The 15999-nt window shown below is 43.1% G+C and carries 15 protein-coding genes; 9 read left to right on the forward strand and 6 right to left on the reverse strand.

Translation table 11 applies throughout. From position 1 onward, the window contains the following. Positions 1 to 3 precede the first annotated feature (3 nt). Positions 4 to 573 (forward strand): porin family protein, encoded by a 570-nt coding sequence (locus KFO40_RS04585; protein WP_004314733.1) that lies wholly within the window; start codon positions 4 to 6, stop codon positions 571 to 573. 147 nt (positions 574 to 720) lie between these two features. Here KFO40_RS04585 and KFO40_RS04590 read toward each other — a convergent pair whose 3' ends face one another. The 5 genes from KFO40_RS04590 to mdh all read right to left on the reverse strand — a co-directional run bounded on the left by KFO40_RS04590 (position 721) and on the right by mdh (position 6929). Further along, entirely contained in the window at positions 721 to 1980 is a 1260-nt protein-coding gene (locus KFO40_RS04590; RefSeq protein ID WP_008020474.1) for an ABC transporter permease, read from the reverse strand. Then, on the reverse strand, positions 1981 to 3162 hold the full coding sequence (locus KFO40_RS04595; RefSeq protein ID WP_032811697.1) for an ABC transporter permease: 1182 nt from the start codon (positions 3160 to 3162) through the stop codon (positions 1981 to 1983). It lies immediately after the preceding gene. A gap of 2 nt (positions 3163 to 3164) precedes the next feature. After that, the gene (locus tag KFO40_RS04600) at positions 3165 to 4157 is read right to left on the reverse strand and encodes an HlyD family secretion protein (protein ID WP_004315462.1); all 993 of its coding nucleotides are present in this window, start codon (positions 4155 to 4157) and stop codon (positions 3165 to 3167) included. A gap of 106 nt (positions 4158 to 4263) precedes the next feature. After that, on the reverse strand, positions 4264 to 5718 hold the full coding sequence (locus tag KFO40_RS04605; protein ID WP_211146124.1) for a TolC family protein: 1455 nt from the start codon (positions 5716 to 5718) through the stop codon (positions 4264 to 4266). A 269-nt stretch (positions 5719 to 5987) separates the two neighbouring features. Next, on the reverse strand, positions 5988 to 6929 hold the full coding sequence (mdh, locus tag KFO40_RS04610; RefSeq protein WP_004297234.1) for a malate dehydrogenase: 942 nt from the start codon (positions 6927 to 6929) through the stop codon (positions 5988 to 5990). Positions 6930 to 7813: 884 nt separating this feature from the next. On the opposite strand from mdh, the gene KFO40_RS04615 reads away from it, so the two are divergent. Beyond that, a complete protein-coding gene (locus KFO40_RS04615) occupies positions 7814 to 8686 on the forward strand; it encodes a hypothetical protein (RefSeq protein ID WP_008020481.1) in 873 nt (290 codons plus the stop codon). 8 nt (positions 8687 to 8694) lie between these two features. Here the strand turns inward: KFO40_RS04615 and KFO40_RS04620 are convergent, their stop codons facing one another. Next, a complete protein-coding gene (locus KFO40_RS04620; protein WP_004307836.1) occupies positions 8695 to 9564 on the reverse strand; it encodes an NAD kinase in 870 nt (289 codons plus the stop codon). Between the two features lie 148 nt (positions 9565 to 9712). On the opposite strand from KFO40_RS04620, the gene KFO40_RS04625 reads away from it, so the two are divergent. Genes KFO40_RS04625 through recG form a run of 7 tightly spaced genes read left to right on the forward strand, consistent with a single transcriptional unit; the run spans position 9713 to position 15830 of the window. Further along, complete coding sequence (locus tag KFO40_RS04625) at positions 9713 to 10429, forward strand: pyridoxine 5'-phosphate synthase (RefSeq protein ID WP_004307837.1); 717 nt, start codon at positions 9713 to 9715, stop codon at positions 10427 to 10429. Continuing rightward, positions 10426 to 11145: a MotA/TolQ/ExbB proton channel family protein gene (locus KFO40_RS04630; RefSeq protein WP_008020483.1), complete on the forward strand. Its 720-nt coding sequence runs from the start codon at positions 10426 to 10428 to the stop codon at positions 11143 to 11145. The genes KFO40_RS04625 and KFO40_RS04630 overlap by 4 nt, the downstream gene beginning before the upstream one ends. A 46-nt stretch (positions 11146 to 11191) precedes the next feature. Further along, entirely contained in the window at positions 11192 to 11608 is a 417-nt protein-coding gene (locus tag KFO40_RS04635) for an ExbD/TolR family protein (RefSeq protein WP_004305499.1), read from the forward strand. A gap of 6 nt (positions 11609 to 11614) precedes the next feature. Beyond that, positions 11615 to 12487, forward strand: a complete 873-nt coding sequence (locus KFO40_RS04640; RefSeq protein WP_015532306.1) for a cell envelope integrity protein TolA — start codon at positions 11615 to 11617, stop codon at positions 12485 to 12487. Positions 12488 to 12514: 27 nt separating this feature from the next. Then, the gene (locus KFO40_RS04645; RefSeq protein ID WP_008020485.1) at positions 12515 to 13066 is read left to right on the forward strand and encodes a DJ-1 family glyoxalase III; all 552 of its coding nucleotides are present in this window, start codon (positions 12515 to 12517) and stop codon (positions 13064 to 13066) included. Positions 13067 to 13073: 7 nt separating this feature from the next. Beyond that, positions 13074 to 13733 (forward strand): 2-C-methyl-D-erythritol 4-phosphate cytidylyltransferase, encoded by a 660-nt coding sequence (locus tag KFO40_RS04650; RefSeq protein ID WP_008020487.1) that lies wholly within the window; start codon positions 13074 to 13076, stop codon positions 13731 to 13733. Further along, positions 13734 to 15830: an ATP-dependent DNA helicase RecG gene (recG, locus tag KFO40_RS04655; RefSeq protein ID WP_120067225.1), complete on the forward strand. Its 2097-nt coding sequence runs from the start codon at positions 13734 to 13736 to the stop codon at positions 15828 to 15830. It abuts the gene before it with no gap. The last annotated feature ends 169 nt before the right edge of the window (positions 15831 to 15999 follow it).

Raw genomic sequence — 15999 nt, forward strand, 5'->3', positions numbered from 1 at the left:
GATATGAAAAAAGGTTTGATTTTTGTGCTATTTGCACTTGTTTCTATCGTTTCTTATTCTCAGATTTCTTGGAATGCCAAAGTTGGTATGAACATGAGTAACTTTACTGGGGATATGGATACTGACATGAGGATTGGATTCAATGTAGGCGTTGGCATGGAATATCAGTTCTCTGATATGTGGTCTATTCAACCTTCGTTGATGTTCACTCAAAAAGGTGCTAAACAGGATGAAGTGAAAATGAATCCAATGTATTTGGAGATTCCGGTATTGGCTGCTGCAAGATTTGCAATTGCTGATAACCAGAATATTGTAGTGAAAGCTGGTCCTTATTTTGCATTTGGTATTGCTGGTAAGTGTAAAATTGGTGATGAAAAAATTGATTTCTTTGGTGACGGTGATGATCAATTTGGAGCAAAAAGATTTGATGCAGGTCTCGGTGTAGGCGTTGCTTATGAAATTAATAAATTCTTTATTGACTTATCAGGAGAATTTGGTTTGGCTAAATTGGCTGATGGTGACGGTGCACCGAAGAACATGAACTTCTCTATCGGTGTAGGTTACAAGTTCTAAACTTATTATACTCTCTTTATAATATCTCTAAAATCCCTCGTTCTATACTCTCTTGGAACGGGGGATTTTCATGTTCTTATTTGAAAAAAACGGCATATCCCATTGAAAGGATACACCGTTAATTCTCTCTCTTGTAATTCTTACTCATTAATCACTTATCTGCTTGGATAAGTTTTCTTTCTCTTTTAATTCTTTGTATCGCTCTATTGCATGTTTGCGGCTCATTAGTATTTGCCAGCGGTATACCCAACAAGTGGTAAGGAAATAAATGCCGGCTTGCAACCATAAAGCTTTATATTCAAAAGCTACTTCACTAAGAGTAGCTCCCATATTATTGATTTTTACAAAGCCGTTAATTCCAAAGGTAGAGGGGAAGATGTAAGATACATACTTCCAAAACGGGGGAATAGCTGCTCCCGGCCAAGAGATTCCGGAAATAAATAACAAGGGGACTGACGTGAATACAAAAATCAGCATACACGTCTCCCGGTTGCGGATAGCAATGGAAGCTGTCATGGCAAAGAAGATACAAGCCGCAAGGTAGGGGACAACAAATAATACTAATGAACTGGGTTGTCCGATCTGGTTGAGGCTGAACAATCTTGGAACCACATAAAGTACATAGAAAGCTACTAATATATAAACCAAGAAATAACTCAAGCCTTTTCCTAATACAATTCGCAGCGTTCCGTTGTAATGGCGGTTAATAGGCACGAGATCCTTAAACCTGTTATTTTCACGAGCTGTTCCTGCAGCGAGACCGATACCGAGTAATAATGTTTGTTGGATAATCAATACCAATACTGCAGGAATTAGGAAAGCGGCGAATCCGGCAGTCGGGTTGAAGATAGAGATCTCTTCATATTCGATCGGATAAGCGGTGATTTCATCCTGCCGGTCGGTTGTATTTCCACTGCGTGCAATCTTGATGTCCTTATTCATATTCAGAGAAACCGCTGTGTTGGCAAGAAGCATCGATTTATAATACAACAATCCGCTCATGTCGCAATAGATGCTCACTTGTGTCTGTTTTCCTTTGGCAATATTGTCACTAAAATCCGAAGGGATATAAATGATGCCGTATGCACGCCGGTTTTTCAGCATTTGTTTAGCTTCTTCCATATCGGCACAGTAGGAGACGATTTGAATATCGGGCGTAGCATCTACCTTGCGGAGATATTCGCGGCTAAGAGATGAATGTGAATCATCTACAACAACAGCAGGAACTTCACGCACTACTTCGTTATCATAGATGAAACTATATAGCAACGGATAACCTAACGGGACGAGTATAAAGAATATCAGTACCCCCTGGTCGCGGAAAGTTGTCTGAAACTCCCGTTTCCAGATATAAAACAGGTCATTGATGCCTTGAGCTATCTTATCTTTTAATTTTATATCTTTCATTTAGGGTATATATTTATAGTAAACCAATGCTTCCTTCAGGCGGTGAACCACGAAGAAGGGGAGCATCATAAATATTAATAGTGCCATATAGTTGGTCCATGAGTAAGCCATACTATATCCGTTGAGCGCCTGATCCACGTAAATAAGGAAATAGTGCCGCAAAGGAAATAGATTGCTCAAAGCCTGTAAAACAGGATGCATAGCCATGACCGGGAATGAAAAACCGGAAATGGAGAACGATATGACTCCCCACAGGGAAGCAAAACTTAATCCGAGTCGTAGAGTCGGCAGGGTTCCTATCATGACAATACCACAACATTGGGATGCCAGTACAAGACAAAGCGTGGCAAATATCATCGGAAATATACCGCTGTTGCAAGGAAAATGCAGGAATCCATACAGGTATACGTTATAAAATATACCCATGATGAAAAAGATTACGGTGTGGGGAAGCAACTTCCCGGCCAATGCAATATAAATGGAGTTGTTACTCATTCGTAACCATTCGCGAGCCGTACGATCTTTGATTTCTACACCGATTGAATAGACAGTTACCATAAATATTAATAGCATGAGTACTCCCGGTATCAGTGTATTGCATAAGTATACCGAATAGTTCAGCCACGGATTATTCAGTGGGTGTGTATCGATAACAATCGGTTGCAGATATGCCATAGCCTGATCCTCTGTTGCACCTTTGGCATATAACATAGTCCTTGCAGCAGCTCCCGAAGTGAGTTCTCCCATCATTTTCATGTCTCTGAACAATAGGGAGCCTGCAATCAGGTAGGAGTAATTGGTGTAGAAGGAGATTGTCGGTTGTCGTTGGCTCTGTGCCTCTGCCGATAAACCTTTGGGAAGGTAGAAGAATCCGTAGATTTTTCCCTCTTGCATGGCAATGCGTGCATCTGTCACATTACTGTAATGAGCTACAACCCCTGTCTGTGAAAAAGCATCCAGGTTGCGGACAATATTGCGGGAGGTGGACGAATCATCCATGTCTACCACTCCTGCAGGAAGATCCTTGGGAAGTCCCGAATCCATTAAGGTGGTGAAGAATATATAGCAAAACAGTGGGGCAATGACCATACAGAAGAGGTAGAGCGGGCGTGAAACCAACCGCCGGCACTCTCTTTGCATGACCTGCCACAGGGCTATATATTTCTTTTCTCTCTCTCTCATGATTACTTGTCAATGATGACAGACATACCCGGACGGAGGTTTTCCACTTTCTCTATCGGAGAAGCTTTCACTTCGAATGTTTTCAGGTCGAACTGTCCGGTTGTTTTGGTTGCTTTCCAAGCGGCATAAGTCCCTAAGTCTTTCAGATAATATACTTTGAGTTTGATCTTTTTGTTATCCAGAGCAGGAATGACTGCTTCGAATTCTGAACCCATTGTCAGATTTTTGAGCAGATCCTCGCGTACGTTGAATGTTACCCACATATCGTTGAGCTCGGCGATATTCATGATGGGAGCACCAGTACCTACCAATTCGCCTACCTTCGGGAAAATCTCTGAAACTTCTCCGGCAGCCGGAGCTATGAGATAAGTCTCCTTTATGTACGATTCTACTTCGGCAACAGCACCTTTTGCCCGGTTTACCAAAGCTTCCGCGGCCATCTTGTCTTCACGTTCCGCTCCGTTCTTTGCCATAGTATATTGCGCTTTGGCTGCTTTCTCTGTAGCAATGCTTGCATCCCGTTGCGCAGTGACTTCATCCAATTTCTGTGCAGGCATTACTCCCTGCTCATAGAGGTTCTTTACACGTTGATATGATTTTTCGGCAATGGTGACGCCTGCTTGGGCTTTTTGCCACATTTCGTATGCTGCCTGGATTTGTTCCTCACGCGCGCCTTTGATTGCTTTTGCGTTTTGTGCCTGTGCGGCAGCTTCGGCAGCACGTGCCTGTTCCATTTTTGCCACTACGTCAGGAGCTTCCAAAATAGCCAGCGTATCTCCGGCATTGACACTTTGTCCTTCTTTCACGCGAAATTCCAATATACGTCCCGGAACTTTGCTCGAAACGCGATACTCGGTAACTTCAGCCTGTCCCTGTATGATTTCAGGACCTTTGCGAAGCATGAAGAAGCCAACGACTGCAACGATTGCAATAACTCCCAGTAGAGTAAGGAATGCAAGCAGCATATTGCTGTTTTGTGATTTTATAGGTGCCATATGATTTATGAATTATGAATTATGATTTATGTTTTATGGATTGTGAGTTGGTTAGGGATTGGGTTGTTTCTGATTGGGTTCTTTACTTTATTTTTCTGCTTTTTATTTATTTCAGTGTTCCCAGAGATTTCTTCAGATAGATTTCTGTTAACTTCACATCTATTTGTGCGTCAATCTTTTCTGAATGAGCGGACAGCCATGCCGTTTGTGCTTCAAGAACATTACTGGTGGCAATCACTCCCTCTTTAAAACCAAGCGTTGCATAGCGCAGATTCTCTTCCGCTTTTTCCATGTTTTTGGAAGACATAACCAGTTTCTTACCTGCTTCTTTTACCTTGAAAGCGGCTTGATTGACTTGCAACTCTATTTTTTCGCGTGCGTCCTGAAGCTGGTATTGTGCAATGCGGGCTTCGGCTTTTGCTGCTCTCGTTTTATAAATACCTTCTCCCCAGTGCCATATAGGTATCTGTACCATCACTCCCACATTCCACATGCCTTTGAATTTGTTTTCAAAGCTGTTGAAGACAGAAGGATTGGTTACCATATAATTCCCCATCAATGCGATAGAAGGAAGATGTTCGGCACGGGTTACGTTTACTTTCTGTTTATAAATCTGTGTCGCTAATTCGAGACTACGTATTTCCGGACGATTCTCATAAGCGGTAGATAAATCGAAATGAGGGTCTGTTGTCAGTAATGGAATATCTTCCATATTTTCATCTGCTAGCGTGATGGGGGAGCTAAGATCAATACCGCATAGTTGGCACAGCAACATTCGGGCAAGGCTCAATCCATCTTCCACTTTGGTGAGTGTCATTTCTGCTTCATTCACCTTGACGCGTACAGACAAGCCATCCGCTTTGGTGGCTACTCCTTCATTAATCATTTTTTCTACATCACCGTCCAGCTGTTGCAAGAGCTTTAAATAACCTTCCGCCAACTTCTTCTTATTAACCAGCGAAATAACTTGCCAATAAGCCTGGTCTGTACTCATGATTACTTCCTGCATGCCACCGTGGTGTTGTTCTTGAGCCAACTCTTCGGCATACTTTGTTATTTTGTTGTACGCCCGGATTTTTCCACCCATATATAAAGGCTGTGTCAATGTAATAGCGCCTGCATAGACATTTCTGGTGTCTGTGCGGAGTGCATCTACTAAAGAGTTTCCCGCCTGATCGAGAGCAGGCAGCAACTTTCCGCTTAAAGACGAAATAAGAGGCTCCAAATCAGGATGTGTTGCTATAATTCCGGTTGCAACCTGTTGGATAGGGCCTGCCAGATTAGTTCCTAGTCCTGAAAGCGCAGCTTTCTGGTCGTTGTTTAATAATGAAAACTCTTTCTGGTTTCTCATGTAAGCTCCGGTTGCCGAGAAATTGGGAAGATAATTCGTAAATGCAGCTTTCCGTTGATAATGAGCAGCATTTATCTTCTCATTGCTTATCAACAAATCTTTGTTGTTGGCAAGAGCTAATGCGCGGCAACTATCCAGACTTAGAAAGTTCTGCGCTTTTCCTATGAAAGTGAGACTTAGCAGAATTGTCAGAAGAAATACTTTTTTCATCGCATCTTGCATATTAATAAGGTGATACTTCTATATTTAATAACCCGGTTCTTATGTAATTTGTTTATTGAAGTAGTCTGTTTTTTTGAACTTGTTTACTTAAACAATAATTGCATAAACAACGATGCAAATGTATGAGCTTTACTTGAAAGTGCAAAATGAATTAGCTTTTTTTAAAAGATAGTGGGGTAGGATTCTGTAGAAAAGAAAGAAGGCTGTTCCTCGTAGTGAAGAACAGCCTTTCTTGATATATAAAGTAAGGGGATTAATTACAGAGCACCTACTTCTTTCAAAGCAGCGTTCGTTCCGTGAACAGCTTTTGCGCTAGCTGCGAACTTAGCTTTTTCGTCTTCGTTCAGGTTCAGTTCAACGATCTTTTCGATACCGTTCTTGCCAAGGATTACAGGAACGCCGATGCAAAGATCTGATTCACCATATTCACCTTCCAATAATACAGAACAAGGAACCATCTTCTTTTGGTCATGAAGGATAGATTCAACTACGAATGCTCCTGCTGCACCTGGTGCATACCATGCAGAAGTACCCAGCAATTTAGTCAGCGTAGCACCACCTACCATTGTAGCAGCGGCTACTTCTTCCAGTTTTTCGGCAGAGATGAAGTTGGCTACAGGCATACCTTTGTAAGTAGCGAAACGAGTCAAAGGAATCATAGTAGTATCACCGTGACCACCGATAACCATACCTTCTACTTCGTTAGCGTTGCAACCGATAGCTTGAGACAAGAAATATTTGAAACGAGAGCTATCCAAAGCACCACCCATACCGATCACACGGTTTTTCGGCAAGCCCAAAGCTTTCAATGCCAAATAAGTCATTGTATCCATCGGGTTAGAGATAACAACGATGATAGCGTTAGGAGAATATTTCAACAGGTTTTCTGCTACCGATTTAACGATACCAGCGTTCACACCAATCAGCTCTTCACGAGTCATACCCGGTTTACGAGGAATACCTGAAGTAATCACAACAACGTCAGAGTTAGCGGTTTGAGCATAGTCGTTAGTGCAGCCTACCAATGTAGTGTCGAAACCCAGCAATTGAGCTGTCTGCATCATATCCATTGCTTTACCTTCTGAAACGCCTTCTTTAACGTCCAGCATTACTACTTCGTCTGCTACTTCATTAAAAGCAAGTACATTTGCACATGTAGCACCTACGTTACCTGCGCCTACTACGGTTACTTTTGACATAATACTATATATTTAAAAAGTTGATAATTTGTTTTATCTTTTAGCGCGACAAAATTACAACGATAATCCTGATTAAAGAAATTTTTCCGTAATAATTTTAGTTAAAGGTCTAAGTTCTACGGAATGGATGGCTATCATGAAAAAAAAGTGGTCGAACAAGCCGTTGGCAAGCGTGGAAGAGAAGCGGAGAATAAACAACGAAAACGATACAAAAACGAGGGTGTTCGGAGAGGGTGTTACAAAGCGCTGAAACGCCCGCCAGTAAAGGGGAAAAACCCAATGAAAACCAGTAGAGTAGAGAAGAGTAAAGTAAAGAAGAGTAAGTAAAAGTATTATTTCTGTTATAAACAATAGCAATAATACTGGGCAGAGAAGATGGCTTTGGCTGCTGCCGTTGTCGGTTTGGATCACTTCGTCGGTGTCGTTTCTGTTCTCGTGTCCCTCATGAACTGTTCGTCCGGCAGATGACCGCCTTTTGTCTGGTAGGTTGTTGATGCTCGCCCGGTGGGTAACGGACATTCACACGGTAGATAACGTACATTTGTACGTTAGGTGAATTCTATATTATTTCTCGGGCTACCGCTTCATTAAAAAATAATTTCAATACTTGTTTGCTAAAGTACCATTTGCTTCAAAACTAGTACGTAAACAAGGTAAAAGTCGCAAATAAGGATGCTTCGATCAGGTAATGTCAGTGGCCGCTTAGGATCATAAAGGAGAATCAGTCGGGGTACTTGCGTCTGTCGGTTCGGCCTGGTTGACTGGTTAATAAATTAAAATTGCATAGATTAGTCGGGAGTTTTTCAAAAACTCTCACTTTTTATACTTGACTTCTGTTGCGAAATGATTACTTTTGCGCACGTTATCAATTCACAACTGAAACTATGAGTAAAAAAAGCCTTCTTATTGCGGCCGTGGCTATTTTGGTGATAGCTATTATTGGTATTACTTATTTATTGTTTACCGAAAAAAAAGCTAATCGGGAGTTAGTGCAGGAATTCCAATTGGATAAGGAAGATCTGGAAAACGAATATAGTCGTTTTGTGCAAGAATATGATGAATTGAAGTTTAAGGTTACTAATGACTCATTAGGAGTATTGTTAGAACAGGAACAGTTAAAGACCCAACGTCTATTAGAAGAACTTCGTACTGTGAAGAGTTCGAATGCAACAGAGATTCGTCGTTTAAAGAAAGAATTGGCTACCTTACGTAAAGTAATGGTTGGTTATATTAATCAGATTGATTCACTAAATAAACTGGCTGCACAGCAGAAACAGGTCATTGCAGAAGTAACACAAAAATATAATCAGGCTTCACAACAAATCAGTAACCTTTCCGAAGAAAAGAAAAATCTGGATAAGAAGGTGACGTTAGCCGCACAACTCGATGCAACTAATATTCGTATCGAACCACGCAATAAACGCGGTAAAGTGGCGAAGAAGGTGAAAGATGTGGTGAAATTGGCTATCAGTTTCACAATCGTGAAGAATATAACTGCTGAAAACGGGGAACGTACCATTTATATACGTATAACCAAACCGGATAATGATGTTTTGACTAAGAGTGCATCCAATACTTTCCCTTATGAAAACCGTACACTGGTTTACTCCATCAAGAAATATATTGAATATAACGGAGAAGAACAGAACGTGAATGTATTCTGGGATGTAGAAGAATTCTTATATGCCGGAAACTATCGCGTTGATATCTTCGAAGGTGGTAATCTGATTGGTTCGCAGACTTTTACGTTAGATTAGTTTCCCATCTATCGTCTTCCATCCGCTCCCCACATCATTTTGCTGCGGAGTGTATCGAAAAAAATGTGATTAAAACGTTTCACTACCTTTATGCTGTAATCTGCCCGACGGATGGTTAGTTGAGTCGTTTCTTTGCAAGTCTCGCTCCTCCCGTCGATGGCGACGAGGAAGTTGTGACTTCTGCTTTCTACATCTAATGTAATCTCCCAGTCATCCCGAATAACGATAGGACGGACGTTGAGACTATGTGGAGCCACCGGAGTGATGGCAATAGTGTTGGAATGAGGGACGATGATCGGGCCTCCTACACTCAAAGAGTAGGCTGTGGAACCTGTTGGAGTGGCAATTACTAACCCGTCAGCTTGATAAGTATTCAGATACGCGCCATTAATAGCTGTCCGGATACTAATCATTGAGGAGCTGTCTCGTTTGAGAATAGCTATTTCGTTGAGGGCATAAGGAGAATCTTGGAGATGTTTGTCGTTGCAGATCAACTGAAGTACGCTCCGTTCCTCCACACTATATCTGCCGTTTTGGATTTCATCAAATGTTTCCTCCATTTCCTCCGGCGAAATATCTGCCAGAAATCCTAAACGTCCTGTGTTAATTCCCAAAATAGGAATCCCTTTTCTTCCTACGCGGCGGGCAGCTTTCAGAAATGTTCCGTCGCCTCCGATGCTGATTACCATATCGGCAGTAAAATCATCACCATCAAATAATTGATCTGCTTTAATATCCATATTTTCAGAAACTAGGAATTGATAAAATTCCCTGCACATACCAATCTCTGCTCCCTGTTTCTTTAAAAGTTTAAACAAGGTGACAGCATGAGAGGACTTTTTAGCCTGATAAGTATTTCCGAAAATGGCGAATTTCATAAGCAATATCATTAGTTCAGGATGCAAATTTGGCATTTTTTCTTGGATTTCTACTTTAAATAACCAAAAAAGAACCCATAATGCGTTTCGTATTATTAGGCAACTAATAATAATATTTGTATTTTTGCGGCAAATATAACGTAGAACTATGACTAAATTAAGTGTAAACATAAACAAGATTGCCACGCTAAGGAATGCTCGCGGAGGAAATGTCCCCGATGTAGTAAAGGTAGCGCTTGATTGTGAATCTTTTGGTGCAGACGGTATCACTGTTCATCCTCGTCCCGATGAACGCCACATTCGTCGTTCAGATGTATATGATTTGCGCCCTTTGTTGCGCACGGAATTTAATATCGAAGGTTATCCCGCTCCGGAATTTATTGACCTGGTGTTGAAAGTTAAACCTCATCAGGTAACTTTGGTTCCCGATGATCCTTCACAAATTACTTCTAATTCCGGTTGGGACACCAAAGCAAATCTGGAATTCCTTACTGAAGTTCTCGATCAGTTTAACAGCGCCGGTATTCGTACTTCTGTTTTTGTGGCAGCCGATCCTGAAATGGTGGAATATGCGGCAAAAGCGGGAGCGGATCGTGTCGAACTGTATACCGAACCATACGCAACGAACTATCCGAAGAATCCGGAAGCTGCCATCGCTCCTTTTATCGAAGCCGCGAAGACTGCCCGTAAACTGGGTATCGGATTGAACGCCGGACACGACTTGAGTCTGGTTAATTTAAATTATTTCTATAAAAACATTCCTTGGGTGGATGAAGTCTCCATCGGACATGCGTTGATTAGCGATGCATTGTATCTGGGACTCGAACGTACCATTCAGGAATATAAAAACTGTCTACGCTCATGAATGCAATGATCTTGTTAGCCCAAGGGGCTATGAATATGGCCGACTCGCTGGCTACTGCCAACCCCGTATTGACGGAGGTGAACGCTCCTGAAATGAACATGCTTGATATGGCTATCAAGGGTGGATGGATTATGATTGTGCTGGGTGTATTGTCGGTTGTCTGTTTTTATATCCTGTTTGAACGTAACTACATGATTCGTAAGGCAGGAAAAGAGGACCCGATGTTTATGGAGCGGATTAAAGACTATATTCATAGCGGTGAGATCAAAGCGGCTATTAACTATTGCCGTACGATAAACACCCCTTCGGCACGTATGATAGAAAAAGGGATCAGCCGTTTAGGACGTCCTATTAACGATGTACAGGTAGCTATTGAGAATGTAGGTAATATTGAAGTGGCAAAGCTGGAAAAAGGATTGACTGTAATGGCAACTATTTCTGGAGGTGCTCCGATGCTTGGATTCCTCGGTACGGTGACCGGTATGGTGCGTGCATTCTACGAAATGGCGAATGCCGGAAGCGGAAACATTGATATCACTTTACTTTCCGGTGGTATCTATGAAGCTATGATTACTACGGTCGGTGGTCTGATTGTCGGTATCATTGCTATGTTTGCCTACAATTATCTGGTGATGCTGGTAGACCGTGTGGTAAATAAAATGGAATCTCGTACAATGGAGTTCATGGACTTGCTGAACGAGCCGGCTGGAAAGTGAATCGATATGCCAACCTATTAATCACTAACCCTTAATCACTAACAAAGTGGGATTAAAAAGAAGAAATAGAGTATCGCCCAATTTCAGCATGGCTTCCATGACGGACGTCATCTTCCTGTTGCTGATATTCTTTATGATAACCTCTACGGTGGTGTCGCCCAATGCTATCAAAGTCTTGTTGCCGCAAGGCAAGCAGCAGACTTCGGCCAAACCGCTGACAAGAGTGGTTATCGATAAAGACTTGAATTTCTATGCCGCTTTCGGCAATGAAAAAGAGCAGCCGGTGGCGCTGAACGACCTGACTTCATTCTTGCAGAGTTGCGCAGAGAAGGAGCCGGAAATGTACGTGGCATTGTATGCGGATGAATCGGTACCTTACCGTGAGATCGTAAGGGTATTGAACATTGCAAACGAGAATCATTTTAAGATGGTGCTGGCTACACGCCCGCCTGAAAACAAATAAGAAACAATGGACAGAAGAAAAAAGGGTGAATACATAGGAGCGCTGGGTGCACTGTTGGTGCATGTGGCAGTGATTGCTCTTTTGATTCTGGTGAGCTTTACTGTCCCTCAACCGGATGAAGATGCAGGCGGAGTGCCTGTAATGATGGGAAATGTAGACGCAGCAAGTGGCTTCGATGATCCCTCTCTGGTAGACGTGGATATCATGGATGAAGATGCGGCAGCACCCGCGGAAACAGCACCGGAACTTCCTTCGGAACAGGATTTATTGACGCAGACTGAAGAGGAAACAGTAACTCTGAAACCTAAGACGGAAGAACCGAAAAAAGAAACGGTGAAACCTAAAGAGGTGGTCAAGCCGAAAGAACCGGTGAAGAAGCCGGAGAAAACGGAAGCCGAAAAAGCTGCGGAAGCGAAACGGCTGGCAGAAGAAAAAGCGGAACGTGAACGTAAGGCTGCCGAAGAAGCTGCCAGAAAGAGGGTGTCCGGTGCGTTTGGAAAGGGAGCGCAAATGACAGGAAATAAAGGAACAGCGGCTAGTGGTACGGGAACCGAAGGTAGCAAGGAGGGAAACTCTTCTACCGGAGCGAAGACCGGAACCGGAGGTTATGGAACATTTGACCTTGGCGGACGTTCTTTAGGTACGGGCAGTTTGCCGAAGCCTGTATATAATGTGCAGGAAGAAGGACGTGTAGTGGTGAATATCACCGTGAATCCTGCAGGGCAAGTGATATCGACCAGTATTAGCCCTCAAACGAATACGGTAAATTCCGCTTTGCGTAAGGCGGCGGAGGATGCAGCGAAGAAAGCCCGTTTTAATACGATAGATGGGGTGAATAACCAGACAGGGACAATCACCTATTATTTTAACTTGAGATAGTATCATTAACCAAATATATAAAGGATTATGGGAACTGTATACGCTTTTTTTGCAGATGGTTTTGAAGAAATTGAAGCCTTTACTGCTATTGACACGTTGAGACGTGCCGGACTTAATGTAGAAATCGTATCCGTTACGCCGGATGAAATTGTAGTGGGAGCACATGACGTATCCGTCCTTTGCGATATCAACTTCGAGAATTGCGATTTCTTCGATGCTGAACTGCTGCTGTTGCCGGGAGGAATGCCGGGAGCTGCCACACTTGACAAGCACGAAGGGTTGCGTAAATTGATTCTTGATTTTGCCGCAAAAGGTAAACCTATTGCGGCCATTTGTGCTGCTCCGATGGTATTGGGTAAACTGGGACTGCTGAAAGGAAAGAAGGCTACCTGTTATCCGAGTTTTGAACAATATCTGGATGGTGCAGAATGTGTAAATGAACCTGTCGTACGTGATGGAAACATCATTACCGGTATGGGACCGGGTGCTGCCATGGAATTTGCTTTGACAATCGTTGACCTGTTGGTAGGTAAAGAAAAAGTAGACGAACTGGTAGAAGCGATGTGTGTTAAACGCTAAACCGTCCATGAAGAAATATGTAATCATTGTCGCCGGTGGAAAGGGCTTGCGAATGGGAAGTGACCTCCCGAAACAATTCCTTCCCATGGGTGATAAACCTGTGTTGATGCATACCCTGGAAGTATTTAGGAGATATGACGAAACACTTCAAATCATAGTAGTGCTTCCACGGGAACAACAGGACTTTTGGAAGCAACTTTGCCAAAAACACAGCTTTGCGGTGGAACATACCTTTGCCGATGGAGGCGAAACGCGTTTTTACTCTGTAAAGAACGGTCTGGCACTGGTGCAGGAGCCGGGACTGGTAGGGGTGCATGATGGCGTACGTCCGTTTGTGTCGGTAGAGGTGATTCGCCGTTGTTATGACTTGGCAAAAGTGCAGAAAGCGGTGATTCCTGTGGTGGATGTGGTAGAGACACTTCGCCATCTGACAGATGCCGGAAGTGAAACGGTCAGCCGGAATGATTACAAGCTGGTGCAAACACCGCAGGTTTTCGATGTAGAGTTGTTGAAACAAGCCTATGCACAAGAATTTACTCCCTTCTTTACAGATGACGCTTCCGTTGTCGAAGCAATGGGAATACCTGTGTATCTGGCGGAAGGTAACCGTGAAAATATAAAAATAACGACTCCTTTCGATTTAAAAGTAGGGAGTGCCCTTTTATAAATGTTCGATTTAGCCACACGCGACATAAAATTTATCTCCGGTGTAGGCCCTCAAAAAGCCGCTGTATTAAATAAGGAGTTGGAAATCTACTCCTTGCACGATTTAATTTATTATTTCCCTTATAAATATATTGACCGGAGCCGCATCTATTACATTCACGAAATAGATGGCAATATGCCGTATATCCAGTTGAAAGGAGAAATTCTCGGTTTCGAAACCATTGGCGAAGGACGTCAACGTCGTTTGACGGCGCACTTTTCGGATGGTACGGGAGTCGTGGATTTGGTGTGGTTTCAAGGCATTAAGTATATCTTAGGTAAGTATAAACTGCACGAGGAATATATCATCTTCGGCAAACCGACTGTTTTCAACGGACGTATCAATGTGGCGCATCCCGATGTAGACAAGCCGGAAGATTTGAAACTTTCTTCGGTGGGACTGCAACCTTATTATAATACGACGGAGAAGATGAAGCGCAGTTTCCTCAACTCTCACGCGATTGAGAAGATGATGGCAACGGTGATTCAACAAATACAGGAGCCTCTGCCTGAAACACTTTCTTCCAAATTGCTGGCGGAACATCATCTGATGCCTTTGACGGAAGCTCTCCGGAATATTCACTTCCCGACCAATCCCGATGTGCTTCGCAGGGCGCAATATCGCCTTAAGTTCGAAGAACTGTTTTATGTTCAACTGAATATCCTCCGCTACGCCAAAGACAGACAAAAAAGATATCGTGGATATATCTTTGAGAAAGTGGGAGATGTGTTCAATACATTTTATACAAAGAATCTTCCTTTTCAACTGACAGGTGCACAGAAGCGGGTATTGAAGGAAATACGGAACGATGTCGGCAGTGGCAGGCAGATGAATCGCCTCTTGCAGGGAGATGTAGGAAGCGGGAAAACACTGGTTGCCTTGATGAGTATGTTGTTGGCGTTGGATAACGGTTATCAGGCTTGCATGATGGCGCCCACCGAAATCTTGGCGAACCAGCATTATGAAACGATCAAAGAACTGCTCTTTGGCATGGATATCCGTGTCGAACTGCTGACAGGCTCTATTAAAGGCAAAAGGCGGGAAGCGATTCTGACCGGATTGCTGACCGGAGATGTGAAGATATTAATAGGAACGCATGCCGTTATTGAAGATACTGTCAATTTCTCTTCTTTAGGTTTCGTTGTTATCGACGAACAGCATCGCTTTGGCGTGGCACAACGCGCCCGCCTTTGGAGTAAGAATGTTCAACCTCCACATGTGCTCGTGATGACTGCTACCCCGATTCCACGTACTTTGGCAATGACATTGTATGGTGATTTGGACGTGTCTATTATCGACGAGCTTCCACCCGGAAGAAAACCGATTACTACCATCCACCAATTTGATAACCGCCGGGAAAGTATGTATCGTTCGGTGCGCAAACAAATTGAAGAAGGACGCCAGGTCTATATTGTTTATCCGCTGATTAAAGAAAGCGAAAAGATTGATTTGAAGAATCTTGAAGAAGGATATCAACATATTCTGGAAGAGTTTCCCAAATGTACGGTTTGTAAAGTGCATGGCAAAATGAAACCAGCCGAGAAGGATGAGCAAATGCAGCTTTTTGTTTCGGGCAAAGCGCAGATCATGGTGGCCACTACCGTCATTGAAGTCGGAGTGAACGTCCCGAATGCTTCGGTGATGATTATTGAAAATGCAGAACGTTTCGGGCTTTCGCAGTTGCATCAGTTGCGTGGCCGGGTAGGACGTGGGGCGGAACAGTCTTATTGTATTCTGGTGACGAATTATAAGTTGACGGAGGACACCCGGAAACGATTGGAAATCATGGTACGCACCAATGATGGTTTCGAAATAGCTGAGGCCGATTTGAAATTGCGTGGCCCCGGTGATCTTGAAGGTACGCAGCAAAGCGGCATCGCTTTCGATTTGAAGATTGCGGATATTGTACGCGACGGGCAACTGTTGCAATACGTGCGTGCCATAGCTGAAAGTATTGTGGAACAAGACCCTGCGGCACAGAATCCCGAGAATGAAATCTTGTGGCGGCAGCTTAAAGCCTTGCGGAAAACGAATGTTAACTGGGCTGCCATAAGTTGAAAAACGGTTAAACATGCAGTTTATTTGCGTAAATGTGTTGCAAAACATATTTTGTCCCTATCCTCCCTATTTATAGGAGTTTAACGGAACAATTATTCCCTCTTTTTGCACTAAGCATCTGAAAAATAGTTAATAACTCCCTTGCCATTTCACAGGAAAATACTACCTT

The sequence above is a fragment of the Bacteroides sp. 1001302B_160321_D4 genome (genome assembly GCF_015667765.1).
Classification (GTDB): Bacteria; Bacteroidota; Bacteroidia; order Bacteroidales; family Bacteroidaceae; genus Bacteroides; species Bacteroides xylanisolvens.

Coding starts and splice junctions, on each gene's coding strand:
- recG (WP_120067225.1), top strand. CDS start 13,734: ATGTTCGATTTAGCCACACGCGACATAAAATTTATCTCCGGTGTAGGC.
- KFO40_RS04605 (WP_211146124.1), bottom strand. CDS start 5,718: ATGAAAAAAGTATTTCTTCTGACAATTCTGCTAAGTCTCACTTTCATA.
- KFO40_RS04630 (WP_008020483.1), top strand. CDS start 10,426: ATGAATGCAATGATCTTGTTAGCCCAAGGGGCTATGAATATGGCCGAC.
- KFO40_RS04585 (WP_004314733.1), top strand. CDS start 4: ATGAAAAAAGGTTTGATTTTTGTGCTATTTGCACTTGTTTCTATCGTT.
- KFO40_RS04600 (WP_004315462.1), bottom strand. CDS start 4,157: ATGGCACCTATAAAATCACAAAACAGCAATATGCTGCTTGCATTCCTT.
- KFO40_RS04615 (WP_008020481.1), top strand. CDS start 7,814: ATGAGTAAAAAAAGCCTTCTTATTGCGGCCGTGGCTATTTTGGTGATA.
- KFO40_RS04595 (WP_032811697.1), bottom strand. CDS start 3,162: ATGAGAGAGAGAGAAAAGAAATATATAGCCCTGTGGCAGGTCATGCAA.
- KFO40_RS04650 (WP_008020487.1), top strand. CDS start 13,074: ATGAAGAAATATGTAATCATTGTCGCCGGTGGAAAGGGCTTGCGAATG.
- KFO40_RS04645 (WP_008020485.1), top strand. CDS start 12,515: ATGGGAACTGTATACGCTTTTTTTGCAGATGGTTTTGAAGAAATTGAA.
- KFO40_RS04625 (WP_004307837.1), top strand. CDS start 9,713: ATGACTAAATTAAGTGTAAACATAAACAAGATTGCCACGCTAAGGAAT.
- mdh (WP_004297234.1), bottom strand. CDS start 6,929: ATGTCAAAAGTAACCGTAGTAGGCGCAGGTAACGTAGGTGCTACATGT.
- KFO40_RS04640 (WP_015532306.1), top strand. CDS start 11,615: ATGGACAGAAGAAAAAAGGGTGAATACATAGGAGCGCTGGGTGCACTG.
- KFO40_RS04620 (WP_004307836.1), bottom strand. CDS start 9,564: ATGAAATTCGCCATTTTCGGAAATACTTATCAGGCTAAAAAGTCCTCT.
- KFO40_RS04590 (WP_008020474.1), bottom strand. CDS start 1,980: ATGAAAGATATAAAATTAAAAGATAAGATAGCTCAAGGCATCAATGAC.